This window comes from Candidatus Hinthialibacter antarcticus, assembly GCA_030765645.1.
GTDB classification, from domain to species: domain Bacteria; phylum Hinthialibacterota; class Hinthialibacteria; order Hinthialibacterales; family Hinthialibacteraceae; genus Hinthialibacter; species Hinthialibacter antarcticus.
The window spans coordinates 115,481-131,380 of sequence record JAVCCE010000015.1; the positions used below are offsets into that span (position 1 = coordinate 115,481).

Consider the following 15,900-nt stretch of genomic DNA (forward strand, 5'->3'; position numbering starts at 1 on the left):
TCAATGGATATTTTCTCTCAAGGCATTTCAGAAGAAAAAGACATCCTCGCTGCGCGCGACCGCGCGCGAATTATCAGCGAGGAAATGGGCTACGGCGTTACCCAGCAGTTACAGATATCAACCGCCGTATTTGAACTCGGCAAAAACATCCTCGAGCACGGCGGCGGCGGAGAAATCACCTTCGCCATCCTGACCGAAGACGACTCGCTCGCCCTTGAGGTCGAAGGGCGCGACGACGGCCCCGGCCTCAGCGAAGAACAAGCCGACGAGATGCTCAAATCAAGCGGCAGTTCGACGGCGTTGCGCGGCATCCCCGCCATGAAGCGCATGATGGACAAAATCGAGATCGAATCAGAACCCGGCGCGGGCACGTTGATTCGCTTGTTGAAAAAGAAGCCCGATACCGCTAAAACGCTGGCGCGCAACATCGTCAGCTTCTTCAACAAAAAATTCTCGAGCCGCAAAAGTCCGTCGATTTCAGAAGAGATGCGGGCGCAAAACCAAAACCTGGTGCAAACGCTTTCTTTGTTTGAAGAAAAAAACGAAGAACTCAAAAAGACCAATCAAGCGCTGCTTGATCTCAAACAAGAACTCGAAGGTTCCAATGACGAATTACAACAGCGCACCACCGAACTGCAAGACGCGCTGTTGTCGCTCGGCGACCGCACCACCGAACTCGAAGCGCAAAACCGGCGCTTCACCGCGTTGATGAAATTGATGAACGACGGCGTGGCGATTACCGACCGTTCCGGCGCCGTCACGCACGCCAACGCGCTTGTATGTGAATGGCTGGAAACCGCCGAGCCGGAGCTGCAAGAACTGTCCAAATCCGATTGGCTCGAATTACTCGGATCGCACTGGAGCGATACCGAACGAGATTGGAAAACGCTCCAAAGCGAGTTACAGGAAACGCCCGCCAATGAGCAGCAGTTCCAACTCACAACCAAACAGAAATTTCGTCTCCAGTGCCGCACCTCTCCCATGCAAGATCAAGATGGAAAAGTGTTAGGCCGCCTCTGGTTTTTCCGTCCGGTTTCATAACAACAACGCGCCTCATCTTGGGAACCTCGCATGGTGAATATCCTCACGGTTGAATCGGCCTCTTGTTTTAAAGGCGTCGGCGACGAACGGCGGCGCATCCTCGATAACGTCTCGTTTTCATTGCCTGCGGGCGCCATGCTCAACGTGCTCGGCCCGTCAGGCAGCGGAAAATCCACCCTGCTGCGCGTACTGATCGGCCTCGACCCGCTTGAATCAGGGCGCATCATTTTTCAAGATCGCGAGATGGAGCAATATGGGGTAGGCGAATGGCGCCGACGCATGGGGCTGGTGTTGCAACTGCCTCATTTATTCGCAGGGACGGTGAGCGACAATCTGTTGTTCGGCCCGCGCATTCACCGCAAACCGCCCCAAGACAAAGCCGCATTCGTTTCGGATTTATTACAGCGGGTGGGCTTGCCCCAAGAAGCCGCGTCGCGCAATTCAAACGATTTATCCGTCGGTCAACAGATGCGGGTCTCATTGGCGCGTACGCTGGCCAACGCGCCCGACATTCTTTTATTAGATGAACCCTCCGCCGCGCTCGACCGCGCCAGCGCCCGGCAAATCGTCGACTTGATTCTAAAACTCAATCGCGAATCCGGCGTGACTGTGATCGTAGTCAACCATCAGATCGACATCGCGCAAAAACTCGGCGGCGCCGTCCTCTTTTTTGACGAGGGCGCCTCAACTTTCTACGAAACCATTGATGACGCCGCGCCGCGCCTTGAGTCATTGGCAGCGATGGTTGACGAGGTGGACGCATGAGCCCCGACTATATGGCTATTACCATGACCCAAGTGTGGATTTCAGCCTCGTTGGTCGCGCTCGCGGTCGGCTTGATGGCGCTGAACCGCACCAAGTTGGAAGCGACGTTTCTGGTGGGCGCGGTTCGTACCTTCATTCAACTTTGGTTGGTCGGTTATGTCTTGCTCTGGTTGTTTGAGGCGCATAGCGCGTGGGTCTATGTCAGCGTGATCGAGTTTATGATTTGCGTAGGCGCCTACACTGCGGGCAAGCGCCAGGATACGTTTTCATACCGCATGTTTGTTTCACTTTGGGCGTCGTTGCATATAACCGCGCTGCTCATCGGCGGTTTTTTGTTCGGCGCCGCCTTACAGATCAACCCGTTTTTGACGCCGCACATCTTTATTCCAATAATGGGCATGTTAATCGGCAACAGCGCCAATGGGGCGGCGTTGTCAGTGCATCGACTGCGCGGGGAAATTCAAAACCGGCGTGGAGAAATTGAAGCGGCGCTGGCGTTGGGCGCTCCACCCAAAGTCGCCATACAGCCATTCGTCTCAGAAACGCTGCGCAATGCGTTGATCCCCACCGTGAACAGCATGATGTTAATGGGTATCGTCCAACTGCCGGGCATTTTGTCGGGGCAATTAATTTCGGGCATCGTGCCGGAAGAAGCGATACGCTATCAAATTATTGTTGTGTATATGATTGCCGGCGCGGTGTCGTTATCCTGCCACCTCACCGTCTGGCTTGAGTCGCGGCGCCTGTTTAACAAACAATGGGCGCTGTGTTTGGATTAACGTTGGAGCGCCTTTGTCCACAAAGGCAGACCCTTCTGGTGGGTTAAGAACCCACCCTACTGAACTTCACCATTCTTCTTTTCCATAACACCCGCCCCAATCAATCTCGCCGATGCGAAAGTCTTTGGGAATTCGTTTCACTAAATCTTTAAGATCAACTTTGACGCGCACGCTTGGATTGCGATGAAAGCGCTTTTGGCTTACATCATTCAATTTATTCTCATTGAAATCGACAATTCTTCTATCTTTCATCAGTCTTCCTTCATGCGCATTTCGGCGACGAGGGCGGTCTTTGCGCTGATGTAGCCGGAGAGGATTCCGTCTTCAAAATTAAAGATGTGGCTGGCTTTGAGTTCTTCAAAATCTTCGGGGTTGCGGGCGTCTTCGGGCGTGATGCCCGGCACAAAACGGCGGGCGATTTCGAGCACCTTTTTCTGCTGGTGCTCGATCATCTGGTCCAGTAAATGGAGAATTTCTTCGCGTGATAAAGTCATTGCCATTTATAATCCATAAATTATGAACTAACTCATTAATTCATGGGGAGGGCGAGGCTCCCGCCGAGCCGCAAAATATTAAAGCGTTGTCTCTTTTTTGCGGCTCACCAGGAGGTTCGCCCTCCCCTGATTAAACCAAACGACAAGCCCGCAACAAAGCAAGCAAACATACCCAAGCCCGTATCGTTCAACCTAATTCAACACGCGGCGCATCACGTCGGAGCGGTCGGTCCAACCCGCTTTGACCACGTCAAAGTGCGCGCGCGAAATCTGCCAGCGCGGGTCGCCGTCGCCTAACTCATTGGGCAGGTTTTTGGTGTATTCCGAAAACAGCGTCGAAAGAAATCCAAACGCATACCGCGGCGTCCCCAGGTTATGCAAGGTCTCTTTCAAATAGGCAAAGTCAAAGTCATCGCCGAAAATATCCGCCAGGCCCTGAATGCGTCCGTCGGGTTTCACGCAGGATTTCACACGCTGGTTGGCGATTTCATAGAGTTCCTGCCCGGTCCATTTCAGTTCCGGCACCAGGTTGGATTTGTCGAGGCGCATTTTCTTGAGTTGCTCCGGCGTGGCGTTGCGATGAATTTCATCCATCTCAATCGGCAGGAACAACTTGAGGCCCATGTCAGGGAACTGAAGCAACTTGATATCGAGCAGCGATTCGACAAACTTACGCATCGAATCTTCGCGCCCGCTGATGAGCGACGGTTCGTCGATGCGGTCGAGCAAGACATACACGCCCTTGTAACCGAAGGCGTGAAGTATCTCGATGAAGCGTTGCAGCAATTGGTAGCGCCCCGCTTCGTCTGAGCCGCGGGGGATGGTGTATTCGCGGCGCTCTTTCAACGGCAGGCGCTTGAGCAATTCGTTCAACGCGGCGCTGTTGCGCGGCAGGCTTTTGACGGCGCGGTCGGCGCGGGCCGCGAACGAGGACGACATCCAGGTGTAATACATAAACGGCAGCCAGGCGCCCGCAAGTAAAACCCCGCCGCCAATCAAGAACGGAAGAACCGGCATGGGGGACTGTTCCGCCGCCCGGTTTACGTTGGCGGCAATCGGCAGCGCCGCCAGGAAAAACGACGCAACCGTCATCAGGATGGTCAACATCCAATAGAAATACGGCCGCAGCGAGCCTAATCCCAAGCGGCTGATGAGCTGGTGGACGGCTTCCATCTGAGTGCGTTGGCTGGAGTCGTAATAGATCGACGCCATCAAGGCGAGATAGGCGCGTTGTTTGTGGTTCAACTTATCGCGCGGCGATTCGCTGGGCAGCACTTCATCGACCAGTTTCGACACGCCCAGCGACAGCAGGCAATCGAGATGCTCGGCGACGCCCCAGCGCTTCATCACCCGCTCGGCGGCCTGTTCGTCGTTGCGGGCGCCGATAGCGCGGCGGAAATGCGACAGGTAATTGTTAAAGTCGATGTACTCGATCAGAAACAATTTTTCGTCGGGCTTGTCTTGGTTGTGCTTCTCCACCTTGCGGCGCATCATCAGCCGCAGGGCGCTTTTGCCGCTGCCTTTTTCGCCGAAGATAATCGCGGGCGCAGGCATACGCGGGGTTCCATACAGGCGGTCAAAACTCCAATGCACTGCGTTCGGGTCAACATCCGGCAACACGCCGTCTTTGTCTGCGTCTTCACAGGTGAAGGGGTCTTCTAACAGCCCCCAATACTCACGCCAAACTTGCGTAAACATAGTTTCACTCTCTTTAGTTGGTGTAGGGTAATCGCGTCACCCATTATTACGGAACTGGCAGAAATTCTATAGATGCGGAGCTTGTTTTTGACCATTCCGGTTGCATGACTAGATCGTCAAAATATTGAATACTCCGGTTGTCCAGCCACGAATACATCACGTTTGTCACATAACCCTCAAAACGGACATTGCTCAAATCGATTCGCTGTGAAGTCCAGTTTCCATGACGGTCATAATTTTTTCGCATTCCCCGCTTCACATGATATTGCGTTTTAAGCGGCACGGTCGATTCAAGCGGAATGTCTGTATACAGCTGGTTGCGAAACAGTTGGTCTCCTTCGTATACACTGCGCGTATCCATAACGGCGCCGTTTTCATTCATCTTAACGACGCGAGCCATCTCACCGTCGGAACCATAAAAATACTGGATGCGCTCAAAGGGCTTGTTGTTTTGATAGAGAATCTCTTCCTCGATGTCCCCAACCGTATTAAACGTATAGGTTACCGCCAGCGTTGACGTGCGGCTGAAACTCACTTGATAGATCGGCCCTTTAAGCCCCAAGCGTTCGAGGTCATTCTTTGGGGGCGCGGGTTGTTGAAAGCGCGTACTGGAGAAGGCGATCACCGCACAGAGAGCGATAATCATCACTGCGAGCATCGAATAGCGTATGCGGCGTACCATCTCCAGCCTCCTCATTCGTGTCATTGGCGCTAATTCAATCTAGAGCGCACTATCTGGGGAGGGCGAACCTCCTGGTGAGCCAGATAATATCGAAAGCCTTTCTCGTTCTCGCGGCTCGGCGGGAGCCTGCCTGCCGCAGGCAGGCCTCGCCTACCAACTCACTTCTACACCAGTATAAACGATGCGGCGCCCAATTGGAAACGGAAAAAATACGCCCGGCCAAAACGCCGGGACGATCACTTCGGTTTAACCGCGCGGGGATTTATACTAAAGGTTCCGGCTATTTTGCTGGTACCCCATCCTGATGTGAGGAAAGTTGCTGATGGCGAAGAACATCTATGAAAAAATCTGGGAAGCCCACGCCGTCTATGAAGAGGAAGGCAAAGAATCCATCCTCTATATTGACCGGCATTACATTCACGAAGTCACGTCTCCACAGGCGTTCGAAGGCTTGCGGCTCACAAACCGCAAGGTTCGCCGCCCCGAGCTAACCTTCGCGACCATGGACCATAACATTCCGACCACCGACCGCACGGTGCCGATTCAAGACCCGCTCTCGAAAAAACAAGTCGAAGTGTTAGAGAAGAACTGCGCCGAGACCGGAATCGCCTGCTTCAAAATGGGCGACCGCCGCAACGGCATCGTCCACATCATCGGGCCGGAACTGGGCCTGACCCAACCCGGCATGACCATTGTGTGCGGCGACTCTCACACCTCGACCCACGGCGCCTTCGGCGCATTGGCGCACGGCATCGGCACCAGCGAAGTCGAACACGTGCTTGCCACCCAGACGCTGTTGCAAAAAAAATCCAAGACGATGGAAGTGCGCGTCAATGGAACCTTGCCCCCCGGCGTCACCGCCAAAGACGTGATTCTCGCCATCATCGGCAAGATCGGCACGGCGGGCGGCACCGGCTACGTCATCGAATTCACCGGCGACGTGATCCGCAGCCTGTCGATGGAAGGCCGTATGACCGTCTGCAACATGACCATCGAAGCGGGCGCGCGCGCGGGCCTGATCTCGCCGGACGAAAAAACCTGCGCGTTTCTCAAAGGCCGCGAGTATCTCCCCAAAGATAAATCACACGACGAACTCGCCGCCGCCTGGAAAGCCTGGGCGTCGGATGAAGGCTGCACCTACGACACCCTGGTCGAACTCAACGCGGCTGACATCGAACCGCAGATCACCTGGGGCACCTCGCCGGGCATGGTCACCGATGTCAACGGCACGACGCCTGTGCTGGGAAAAATTGACAACGAAAACCAGCGCATGACCACCAAAAAAGCGCTCGAATATATGGGCCTCGCCGAAGGCTTACCCATGAGCGAAGTCAAAATCAACAAGATGTTTCTCGGCTCCTGCACCAACGGGCGCATCGAAGACCTGCGCGAAGCCGCCAGATTCACCAAGGGATATAAAAAAGCTACCAATATTGACCTCGCGCTGGTGGTGCCCGGCTCGCAAGCCGTCAAAGACCAGGCCGAAGCAGAAGGCCTCGACAAAGTCTTCATCGACGCAGGCTTTGAGTGGCGCGAACCAGGCTGCTCGATGTGCCTCGCCATGAACGACGACGTACTCGACCCTGGCGACCGTTGCGCCTCGACCTCAAACCGCAACTTCGAAGGCCGCCAGGGCAAGGGCGGACGCACCCACCTGGTCAGCCCCGCGATGGCCGTCGCCGCCGCAATTGAAGGCCATTTTGTTGACATCAGAAACTGGGAGTTCAAATAATGGAACCATTTGTCAAACATACAGGAACGGTCGCGCCGTTAGACGCGCTTAACGTCGATACCGACCAGATCATTCCGAAGCAATTTTTGAAACGCATCGAGCGCACCGGCTACGAAGATATGCTGTTTTATGACTGGCGCTACACCGCCGACGGCAAGCCCGACCCCGATTTCGAAATGAACGCCGAACGCTACCACGGCGCCAGCATCTTATTGACCAAAGACAACTTCGGCTGCGGTTCCTCGCGCGAACACGCCCCCTGGTCGCTGCATGATTACGGTTTTCGCTGCATTTTGGCGGTGTCGTACGCCGACATCTTTTTCAACAATTGCTTTAACAACGGCATGTTGCCGATTGTGTTGCCTTCGGACGTGATCGACGGCCTGCTCGCGGATGTGCGCGCCAACGAAGGCTATCAGCTGACGGTTGATCTGCCCGCACAGAAGATCATCAAGCCGGACGGCTCGTCGATTTCATTTGATGTGAATGATTTTAAGAAGCACCGCTTATTGAACGGCCTCGACCAGATCGGCCTGACCTTACAGCATGTAGACAAGATCACCGCTTATGAAAAACAACGCGGCATCGCGTAAGTTGAGATGACATAAATCAGTTGAATGAAAGCCGGAGCCTAGCGAATGTTAAGCCCCGGCTTTTTATATTATGCGGAACCGCTATTTCTTCTCAATGCGGTATAAGTGGGTTTTCGTGCGCAGGATGAGCGATTTCCCCGAGACGGCGGGGGATGACCACAGTTCGCCGTCGAGTTGGTTTTCCGCCAACGCATGAAACGCCCGCCCCGGTTCAATCACAGTGGTTTTTCCCTCTTTGTTAGAGAAATAAATCCGGCCGTCAACATACAGCGGCGAAGCGCCATACCGACCGCTCAATTTTTCTTGCCACACTTCCCCGCCGGTTTCCGCTTGCGTACAAATCAACACGCCGCCGTCGCTAACGGTGTAGAGCAAGTCGTCGACAAGCACGGGCGAACTTTCTAACGGGACGTCTTTGGTCATCTTCCAGGCGACATGCGAATCGGTCACGTCTCCCTTGCCGCCATGACGCACCGCCCACAGTTGCGACTGGTTCGGCGGGCCGCCGCAGTTCACAAAGTAGAGGCCGAACCCGCTGACCACGCGCCCGATGGAGTTGTCTTCCCCATAAAGCACTTGCCAGATGACCTCGCCGGTATCGGGTTTGTGTCCAGTGACCATCAGGGCGCCGTTGCTGATGAGTTGGGTTTCTCCATCGACCTCAACCAGGATGGGCGTTTGATATGATTTGCGGTAGGCGAGGGTTTTCATGCTTTCGTATAAGTCTCTGGGCCGATCATATCGCCAAACCGAATCGCCCGTCTTTTTGTTGAGCGCGGTGATGAATTGAACGTCGGTTCCCTCAAGATGGAGAACCAGCAGGTCTTTGTATATAAACGGTGACGACCCCGGGCCTTGCATGTGTTCGCAATTGAGGTCGGTGCGCTTCCATAAAACATCGCCGGTTTTGGCGTCGATGCAGGCTGTGCCGAATGTGCCGAAATGAACATAGACGCGGCCTTCTTCAATAACGGGCGACGGCGTTGCATAGGTGTTGTTGCCGTTGATGCGCTGGGGTTTTTCGGGTTCAAAGACGGGGATGTCGTAAATGATTTTTCCCGTCTTGAGATCAACGCAAACGGCGTATAGCGTCGCGCCTCTTTTATTGGCGGTGGTGAACCAGACTTGGTCGCCCCAAACGACAGGCGATGAATGGCCTTCGTCATGGATGGCCGTTTTCCAAACGACGTTCTCTGTTTCTGACCAGGTCAGCGGTAAGCCGGTCGCGCTGGAATGACCGTCGCAAGTGGGGCCGCGCCAGTCGGGCCAATTGTCGGCGGCCGGCGCCGTATGGGCAATTAAAAGAAGGGTGAAAGCCATCAAGCAAAATTTGCTGTTCAACATAATATGAAGTCCTTTCCTGTTCCTGCTTTAAAACTCATTGAAGGTTAACGAGTGTTCACAAAACTATACGACATATTTTGCTGGATTGATATTGTCATTGAATGGTTTGGCAGGGCTTTGCCGCGACATGCAAAATCGTGAGCAGATTACGTTTTCAAGCCAGAAATTCGACCCGGTTGCGGCCGTTCTCTTTGGCTTGATACATCGCCTGGTCGGCGCGCTTCATCAGGTCGTCAAAGGTTTTGTCGTTTGGCGTCATTAAACAGGCGCCGATGCTGGCTGTTGTTTGAATGCTCCGCCCTTGCTCTTTGGCAACCAATTGACGAATGGACTCCAACAAACGCTGCGCCGCCGTCAGCGCCCGTTCCTGGCCGGTTTCGACCAGCAAGACCATAAACTCCTCGCCGCCGATGCGCCCCAATAAATCCGTCTCGCGCAACGTCGTCTTACACGTACTGACGATTGAATTGAGCACCGCATCGCCCGCCGCGTGGCCATGCGCATCATTGATGGCTTTGAAATGGTCGAGATCAATCATTAACACCGACAACGGCTTGCTATAGCGGCGACAACGGACAAACTCCACATTGGCTTTCTCAAGGAACGTGCGGCGGTTGTAAGCCCCGGTGAGTTCATCGCGCGAGGCGAGCCGCTCCAAACGCTTTTGAAAATAATTAATGGTGAACACGTTGATAATGATAACAACGCAGGTGATCAACAGACCGATGATGAGGTTATAGACCAGGTTTTGCCGAATGTCGGCGAGGGTCAGGGTTTCGTCTTGTTCGACGAACAAATACCAGTTGAATTCAGGAATATAGCGGGTCAGCAACAGAATGTGTTTGCCGTCGCGGTCAAATTCGCAAAAGGTCAAATCGTCTTTCTCGTCGAGTATGCTTTGGCGGAAACGCTGAATGCCTTCTTGTTCAAACACATTGATGGTTTGTACGAGGTCTAGATTGCTATGAATCTGCACAACGCCGTCCGGGTCGACCAGAAAGATATTCCGTTTAAACTTGCCTTGGTATTCCGCCAGAAACGCGCCCATCTGGCTCATGCTCAATCCGGCGCCGGTGACGCCGATCAAGTTCTTGTCATAGTCAAGCAAGCGGTGATTGATAAAGATGGTCAGATTGTCATTGGCCGCTTCATCTGTATCAATGTCAAGGCCATATTGCGCGTCGCGTTTTAAAAAATCGTAATACCAGTCGTCATGCGGATCGTCTGGGCTAATTTGTTTATGCAGCCCTTCGTAGTGGTAATAATTTAACGTCCGGGTCGAGATTAAAAACGTCGAGACAAACCCGTATCGCTGTTTGATTTCATATAAATATTTTTGAATGGGTTCGAGGTCGCTTTCTCCGTCAAGCAACCAGTCTTTCACAAACGTATCGTTCGCCATTAAAGACGACACGTTCACGGGCTTCATCAGGTCTTGTTGGATTTCTGAATAGATGTTATTGCTGATAATCGGCAGCGAATCGTCAACGATGTTGGTATGCAACGCATCTTTGGATGTTGAATAGTGGATGTAATTGGTGAGGCTGAATCCAACAAAAAGAATGAGAGTAATGCTCGTAAGAAGTTTGGTTCGTATGTTCATCTAGCGTCCTAAACGCACAGCGGCAATTCTAAGGTGTATATTTATACTACCCGCTTTATTCACAAAAGGAACTCATAAGAAGCGCCCCAATGTCATTGACTTCAGGGGTGGCGAGCCAAGGCTGAATAAAATGAAGCCAGCCCTTGAAATATTTTTATTTGTGCTGTTTTGAAATCCCCCCTGGCGCTTTCAGCGCCGTCCCCCCTTAAAAAGGGGGGGCTAAAAGTCTAAAGTCAATAACATTAAGAAGCGCCCGCCGACAAAGAGCAAACCTCCAGGCCCAGACGGCAAAAACCGCGCACTCTCCCTCGAAGAACGCGCGGCAACCCTAGGCCTTATACTCCGTAGCGCCGGATCAATGAAGCCATCGCTCAATATTTGGAAAACGACTCCGTCATTTGCTCCACGATGGAACGCAATTTAGGGTCGACGTCCAATTCTTTTTCGATTTTGTTACATGCGAATAATACGGTGGTGTGGTCTTTGTTTCCAAAGAAGGTCCCGATTTCCGGGTACGAATGTCGGGTCAGTTTGCGGCTGAGATACATCGCTACCTGACGCGGCCGCGCAATCGAACGCGAACGGTTTTTGCCGATAATATCGCTCGGCTTGATGCTGTAGTAATCGGCGACTTTGCGCTGAATCTTTTCGATGGAAATTTCTTTCACCGGGCGGTCATAAATCTCGCCCAGCAATTCGGCGGCGGTTTCAACGTCTAGCCCCTCGCCGCTGAAGCGCGAATGGGCCGATACCTTAAACAAGGCGCCTTCCATTTCACGAATTGACGAGCTGACCTTGCTGGCGACATACTTCAATACGTCATCGGGGATGTTCATTTGTAATTGTTCCGACTTGCGCCGCAGAATCGCCATGCGCGTTTCAAAATCAGGCAAGCCGATGTCAACAATAAGCCCCCACTCAAAACGCGAACGCAGGCGGTCTTCGATGGTCGGAATGTCTTTGGGCGGACGGTCGCTTGAGATCACAATTTGTTTGCGCCGGTTATGAAGCGCATTAAAGGTATGGAAAAATTCTTCCTGGGTCGATTCTTTGCCCGCCAAAAACTGAATATCGTCAATCAACAAAACATCCACATTGCGAAACACCGCTTGGAACGACAAACGCGCATTGCGCTTGATGGCGTCGATAAACATGTTGACGAACTGCTCCGCCGAGAGATAGGCCACCTGTTTGTTGGGGTGGTTGCTATTGACGGCGTTGCCGATGGCCTGCATCAAGTGGGTCTTGCCCAGCCCGACGCCTCCATACAAAAACAGCGGGTTGTAAGACTGCGCCGGTTTTTGGGCGACCGCCTCCGCCGCCGCATGGGCCATTTTGTTGCTCGGCCCAACAACGAACGATTCAAAGGTATATTTTTCGTTCAACGGTTCGTAGTCGGCCTGCGATTTAGGCATTGAGGTTGCAGGCGATTGAACGGGCGTAGACGCCGTCGCTTTTTCGCCGCTGGCCTCGATTAAACTGACGCCGACGTTTAGCTGATTTTGATCTAACAATCCACAAAAAACAGACGACAACAGCTGGATATAATTTTGCTCAATATATTCTTTCCGGTAACTACTCGGAACGCCCAACATCACATTCGAGCCATTACATTCCAAAAGGCAGACTTCGTCGAACCAATCATCATATTCTTCTTCGGGCAAATGTTGGCGTAACGCATTTTCGGCGCGCAGCCAGAGCGATTGATCCTGTGATGCGAACATCGTTGCGGGCGTGTAAACCATTTATTTCGTCCTCCATGTTCCGCAGTCATAATGAGCGGCACAATTCTTAACTCTTTCCAACAACTTTTCGGCTTATGTACTCATAAAAAAGGCAGTAATCGCCCTATCCAGATTAACCGGTTTTGAATGATCTCCTTCACGGTTTTCGTAAAGATGATTGGGCCACAGGAAACTAAACACGTTGCTGCAAGATTGCGCGTTTAATTAGTCTATCTTTCCACATCTACTTGATCCTTTTCCTCTTGCTGACATTCCATTTCACAGTGTTCACAATTCATTCACAGTTAATTCCCTAATTATCCACAAGTTACTAACAGTTTGATTTTTTTAACCTTAGAAACAGTGCTGTGTATTTTTATCATTCTATCCACAGGAAAGCAATAGCTGATTTGGTTCGCCACCCGTGATTCCATGGGAAGATGGCGCCTAAACTCCTCTTTACTCACAGTTTACTCATTCCAATATTTTTTCATTTTTTTTCTCGCCCGCTCAAATCCCACAGGCCCTCGTCCTCTTAAAGCGAATAAATACAAGCGATTAAAATACATTACTCAATTTATATCGAATTAACTCCCTACCATAATTCATGTTAGATTCAAAGAATTTCAGCTGCCTTTATTCGCCTGTGGATATAATCTGTGTAAAATCAGAAGCATAGTGAAAACATTGCAAATAACCGATTGATTTTTCGTCGGCGCCGTTTCTCTAAGTTCAACGGGTTCAATTCATTACTTTTTCATCTTAGACTCATTCCCGCGAATTATTGACTGTAATATCAACAGAAAATGACGATTGGCTTATTTGAAACCACTTTCAATGGAGAAATGAATGCAAGCATCCGATATAAATCAGCAGTGCCAGGCAGTGAAAGAGAACGCAGGATTTTGCCTGTTAGCAGACTGGGCTGTGATTTCGCTTACCGGGCCAGACCGCAAGTCCTTTCTTCACGGGATGGTTTCGAATGAAGTGAATAAACTCCGCGCCGGACAAAGCAACTACTCCCTCTTGTTGACCGCGAAGGGAAAAATTGTCGCGGACGCTTGGGTCTATATGCGAGAAGAAGACATTCTCTTGATCGCCCGCGCCCCTCTTCGCGAAATCATTCTACAAACGCTGGACAAGTTTCTGATTATGGAAGAGGCGGAAATTCACGACCTGACTCAGCAACACGCCGTAATTGCGCTGCAAGGCCCCAACGCCGGGAACATGATGGAGCAACCGGATTGCCTGGTCATTCCCGCCGCGCTCACAGGGCAGCCGGGCGGCTTGCTGGTATGCCCCCAAGACGCCCGTGAAGCCGTCCAGACGGCGCTTTTAGACGCAGGCGCACACCTTGTCAGCCCAGAGGTTCTCGACATCTTGCGCATCGAAGCCGGCGTCCCCATGGTTGGGCGCGAGTTAGACGATCACGTCATCCCGCAAGAGGCCGGGCTTCATCACGCCATTTCATTCGAAAAGGGATGTTACATCGGTCAGGAAGTGGTGGCGCGGCTGCATTTTCGCGGTCACGTCAACCGTGAATTGACCCGCTTTGTCCTGGAATGCAAGGAACCGCCGACAGAAACGGCGTTAATTCAGCATGAGGGCAAAGACGTGGGAACAATCACCAGCGCATGCCGTTCGATTGAGCGCGAGCAAGTGATCGGGTTGGGGTATTTACGCAGCGCGCTTCGCAAACCAGGCGCATATTATACGTCGCTGATTGGCGACAACGAAATCACCGTAACCGTTTTGTGAACAATTCGTCTTTTGACTGAGCGGTCCAGTTAGACCACTAGAAAGGCACTTCGTCGTCTTCGCGGTCGTCTTTGGCGACGTCAAAGAAGCGGGTGTATTCCTTGGCGAAGTAAATCGGCACCTCGCCGACGGGGCCGTTACGGTGCTTGGCGATGACCAACTTGTATGTGAAATGCTGCTGACGGCCTGCTTCGAGGTCTTCTTCTTCGCCGTCAAACTCACCCTTGAGCGCCTCGCGGTGAATAAACACCACCAGGTCGGCGTCTTGTTCGATGGCGCCCGATTCACGCAAGTCAGACAGGCGCGGCAGCCCGTCGTCGCGCTTTTCGACCGCACGAGACAACTGCGAACAAGCGATGATGGGAATGTTCAAGTCTCGCGCGAGAATTTTCAGTGCGCGCGAAATCTCAGCGACTTCCTGCTGACGGTTGTCGCTGTTGCGACCGCCGTTCATCAGCTGTAAGTAGTCGATAATCAACATCGACAGATTGGGTGCTTCCGCCTTGAGACGCCGGGCGCGGCTCATCACCTCCATCGGCGATAAATTGGGGGTATCATCGATGTAGAGCGGCATGTCGTGGATATTGCTGGCGGTCTGGATCAGTTGGTTGGCGTCTTTTTTTGTGAAGAATCCCGAACGCATGTGTTTGAGATTGACCCGCGCCTGCGAGCATAACACCCGCTCAGCGATTTGCTCGCTCGACATTTCCAGCGAGAACAACCCAACCGCCGCTCCGCTCATGGCGGCCTCTTCGGCGAAGTTCAAGACCAAACTGGTTTTACCCACCGAAGGCCGCGCCGCGAGAACAATCAAGTCAGACGGTTGAAAGCCCGCCGTCATCTGGTCGAGGTCGCGAAAACCGCTGGTCAGCCCCGTCAGCGAACCTTGTTGTTCCTGGGCAATTTGAATTTTCTCTAACGCCGCATCGAGAAACGTCCCGACCGGGTTGAATGAACGTCCGCCGCGCTGTTCAGCTAAACGAAAGATGGTCGATTCGGCCTCGCCGAGGATGTATTCCGCCTCATCACGGCCTTCGTAGGCGTTTTGGATAATCTCCGAACAACTGCGGATCAAATGGCGCCGCAACGCTCGCTCGCGTACGATATTGGCGTGGTGTTCGATATTGGCCGAAGTCGCGACGCTCTGCACCAGTTCGGCGAGAAAGAAAGCGCCGCCGATGACCGCCAGTTTGCCCTTGCGCTCTAACGCGTCAGCCAGCGTGGTTAGATCGACCGCGACGTTGTTTACGTCGAGTTCGAGTAAGGTATCGTACAATATCTGGTAACTGGGTTGATAAAATCCGCCAACATTCAGGATTTCATGGGCGCGGTGCAGCGCTTCGCGGTCGCGAATCATCGCGCCGAGCACCTTACGTTCAGCATCTAAATTATGAGGAAGCGTCCGGTCAGCGGGGACCATCGCTTGCGCTTTTGCCATGGTTAGTCGGTTCCAATTTTCAATCCACAGTCGTGCAGTCTAGAGCGTGTGACACAATACGAGCCGACCTGAGACAGGCAGGCTCAGCGATAGATACAGTGATTAAAGATCAATCCACACATCATTCTCTAAATCACTATAAAACGATTTTTTGTCTTGATAAAGCGCTTTTCTTTTATGGAGCGAAGCGCAAAAACAGCACTCACAGTTCATCCACAACTTATAAACAAACGAACTCTCGCCTTTCGT

At 52.5% G+C, this 15,900-nt stretch carries 14 protein-coding genes; 6 read left to right on the forward strand and 8 right to left on the reverse strand.

Annotated features, from left to right (window positions below):
• Positions 1–3: 3 nt before the first annotated feature.
• From P9L94_05050 to fetB, 3 genes are read left to right on the forward strand one after another with little or no spacing between them, the layout of a single operon-like run.
• Complete coding sequence (locus P9L94_05050; GenBank protein ID MDP8243429.1) at positions 4–1,041, forward strand: PAS domain-containing protein; 1,038 nt, start codon at positions 4–6, stop codon at positions 1,039–1,041.
• A gap of 30 nt (positions 1,042–1,071) precedes the next feature.
• Positions 1,072–1,806, forward strand: a complete 735-nt coding sequence (locus P9L94_05055; GenBank protein ID MDP8243430.1) for an ATP-binding cassette domain-containing protein — start codon at positions 1,072–1,074, stop codon at positions 1,804–1,806.
• Positions 1,803–2,585 (forward strand): iron export ABC transporter permease subunit FetB, encoded by a 783-nt coding sequence (gene fetB / locus P9L94_05060; GenBank protein ID MDP8243431.1) that lies wholly within the window; start codon positions 1,803–1,805, stop codon positions 2,583–2,585. Before P9L94_05055 ends, fetB begins: the two co-directional genes overlap by 4 nt.
• A 66-nt stretch (positions 2,586–2,651) precedes the next feature.
• Here fetB and P9L94_05065 read toward each other — a convergent pair whose 3' ends face one another.
• The 4 genes from P9L94_05065 to P9L94_05080 all read right to left on the reverse strand — a co-directional run bounded on the left by P9L94_05065 (position 2,652) and on the right by P9L94_05080 (position 5,459).
• Positions 2,652–2,837, reverse strand: a complete 186-nt coding sequence (locus P9L94_05065) for a hypothetical protein (protein MDP8243432.1) — start codon at positions 2,835–2,837, stop codon at positions 2,652–2,654.
• Positions 2,837–3,079 (reverse strand): hypothetical protein, encoded by a 243-nt coding sequence (locus tag P9L94_05070; protein ID MDP8243433.1) that lies wholly within the window; start codon positions 3,077–3,079, stop codon positions 2,837–2,839. Before P9L94_05070 ends, P9L94_05065 begins: the two co-directional genes overlap by 1 nt.
• A gap of 192 nt (positions 3,080–3,271) precedes the next feature.
• Positions 3,272–4,777 carry a hypothetical protein gene (locus P9L94_05075; protein MDP8243434.1) on the reverse strand — a complete coding sequence of 502 codons (1,506 nt, stop codon included), beginning with the start codon at positions 4,775–4,777 and terminating at the stop codon, positions 3,272–3,274.
• Between the two features lie 46 nt (positions 4,778–4,823).
• Positions 4,824–5,459 (reverse strand): hypothetical protein, encoded by a 636-nt coding sequence (locus tag P9L94_05080; protein MDP8243435.1) that lies wholly within the window; start codon positions 5,457–5,459, stop codon positions 4,824–4,826.
• 322 nt (positions 5,460–5,781) lie between these two features.
• On the opposite strand from P9L94_05080, the gene leuC reads away from it, so the two are divergent.
• Together leuC and leuD are read left to right on the forward strand one after the other, a co-directional pair.
• The gene (gene leuC, locus P9L94_05085; GenBank protein ID MDP8243436.1) at positions 5,782–7,191 is read left to right on the forward strand and encodes a 3-isopropylmalate dehydratase large subunit; all 1,410 of its coding nucleotides are present in this window, start codon (positions 5,782–5,784) and stop codon (positions 7,189–7,191) included.
• Positions 7,191–7,784 carry a 3-isopropylmalate dehydratase small subunit gene (leuD, locus tag P9L94_05090; protein ID MDP8243437.1) on the forward strand — a complete coding sequence of 198 codons (594 nt, stop codon included), beginning with the start codon at positions 7,191–7,193 and terminating at the stop codon, positions 7,782–7,784. The genes leuC and leuD overlap by 1 nt, the downstream gene beginning before the upstream one ends.
• Positions 7,785–7,865: 81 nt before the next feature.
• On the opposite strand, the gene P9L94_05095 is transcribed toward leuD, so the two are convergent.
• From P9L94_05095 to dnaA, 3 genes are all read right to left on the reverse strand, one after another.
• Positions 7,866–9,128 (reverse strand): PQQ-binding-like beta-propeller repeat protein, encoded by a 1,263-nt coding sequence (locus tag P9L94_05095; GenBank protein MDP8243438.1) that lies wholly within the window; start codon positions 9,126–9,128, stop codon positions 7,866–7,868.
• Positions 9,129–9,282: 154 nt separating this feature from the next.
• A complete protein-coding gene (locus P9L94_05100; GenBank protein ID MDP8243439.1) occupies positions 9,283–10,731 on the reverse strand; it encodes a sensor domain-containing diguanylate cyclase in 1,449 nt (482 codons plus the stop codon).
• A gap of 371 nt (positions 10,732–11,102) precedes the next feature.
• Complete coding sequence (gene dnaA, locus P9L94_05105) at positions 11,103–12,476, reverse strand: chromosomal replication initiator protein DnaA (GenBank protein MDP8243440.1); 1,374 nt, start codon at positions 12,474–12,476, stop codon at positions 11,103–11,105.
• Positions 12,477–13,304: 828 nt separating this feature from the next.
• Here dnaA and P9L94_05110 point away from each other — a divergent pair.
• Complete coding sequence (locus tag P9L94_05110; protein MDP8243441.1) at positions 13,305–14,213, forward strand: glycine cleavage T C-terminal barrel domain-containing protein; 909 nt, start codon at positions 13,305–13,307, stop codon at positions 14,211–14,213.
• A 37-nt stretch (positions 14,214–14,250) separates the two neighbouring features.
• On the opposite strand, the gene dnaB is transcribed toward P9L94_05110, so the two are convergent.
• Positions 14,251–15,651 carry a replicative DNA helicase gene (gene dnaB, locus P9L94_05115; GenBank protein MDP8243442.1) on the reverse strand — a complete coding sequence of 467 codons (1,401 nt, stop codon included), beginning with the start codon at positions 15,649–15,651 and terminating at the stop codon, positions 14,251–14,253.
• Between the last annotated feature and the right edge of the window lie 249 nt (positions 15,652–15,900).

Excerpts from the sequence above, each read along its gene's own strand:
- P9L94_05050 (MDP8243429.1), top strand. The coding sequence starts at position 4 with ATGGATATTTTCTCTCAAGGCATTTCAGAAGAAAAAGACATCCTCGCT.
- P9L94_05075 (MDP8243434.1), bottom strand. The coding sequence starts at position 4,777 with ATGTTTACGCAAGTTTGGCGTGAGTATTGGGGGCTGTTAGAAGACCCC.
- leuC (MDP8243436.1), top strand. The coding sequence starts at position 5,782 with ATGGCGAAGAACATCTATGAAAAAATCTGGGAAGCCCACGCCGTCTAT.
- P9L94_05080 (MDP8243435.1), bottom strand. The coding sequence starts at position 5,459 with ATGGTACGCCGCATACGCTATTCGATGCTCGCAGTGATGATTATCGCT.
- P9L94_05100 (MDP8243439.1), bottom strand. The coding sequence starts at position 10,731 with ATGAACATACGAACCAAACTTCTTACGAGCATTACTCTCATTCTTTTT.
- P9L94_05110 (MDP8243441.1), top strand. The coding sequence starts at position 13,305 with ATGCAAGCATCCGATATAAATCAGCAGTGCCAGGCAGTGAAAGAGAAC.
- fetB (MDP8243431.1), top strand. The coding sequence starts at position 1,803 with ATGAGCCCCGACTATATGGCTATTACCATGACCCAAGTGTGGATTTCA.
- P9L94_05070 (MDP8243433.1), bottom strand. The coding sequence starts at position 3,079 with ATGACTTTATCACGCGAAGAAATTCTCCATTTACTGGACCAGATGATC.
- P9L94_05055 (MDP8243430.1), top strand. The coding sequence starts at position 1,072 with ATGGTGAATATCCTCACGGTTGAATCGGCCTCTTGTTTTAAAGGCGTC.
- P9L94_05095 (MDP8243438.1), bottom strand. The coding sequence starts at position 9,128 with ATGTTGAACAGCAAATTTTGCTTGATGGCTTTCACCCTTCTTTTAATT.
- P9L94_05065 (MDP8243432.1), bottom strand. The coding sequence starts at position 2,837 with ATGAAAGATAGAAGAATTGTCGATTTCAATGAGAATAAATTGAATGAT.
- dnaA (MDP8243440.1), bottom strand. The coding sequence starts at position 12,476 with ATGGTTTACACGCCCGCAACGATGTTCGCATCACAGGATCAATCGCTC.
- leuD (MDP8243437.1), top strand. The coding sequence starts at position 7,191 with ATGGAACCATTTGTCAAACATACAGGAACGGTCGCGCCGTTAGACGCG.
- dnaB (MDP8243442.1), bottom strand. The coding sequence starts at position 15,651 with ATGGCAAAAGCGCAAGCGATGGTCCCCGCTGACCGGACGCTTCCTCAT.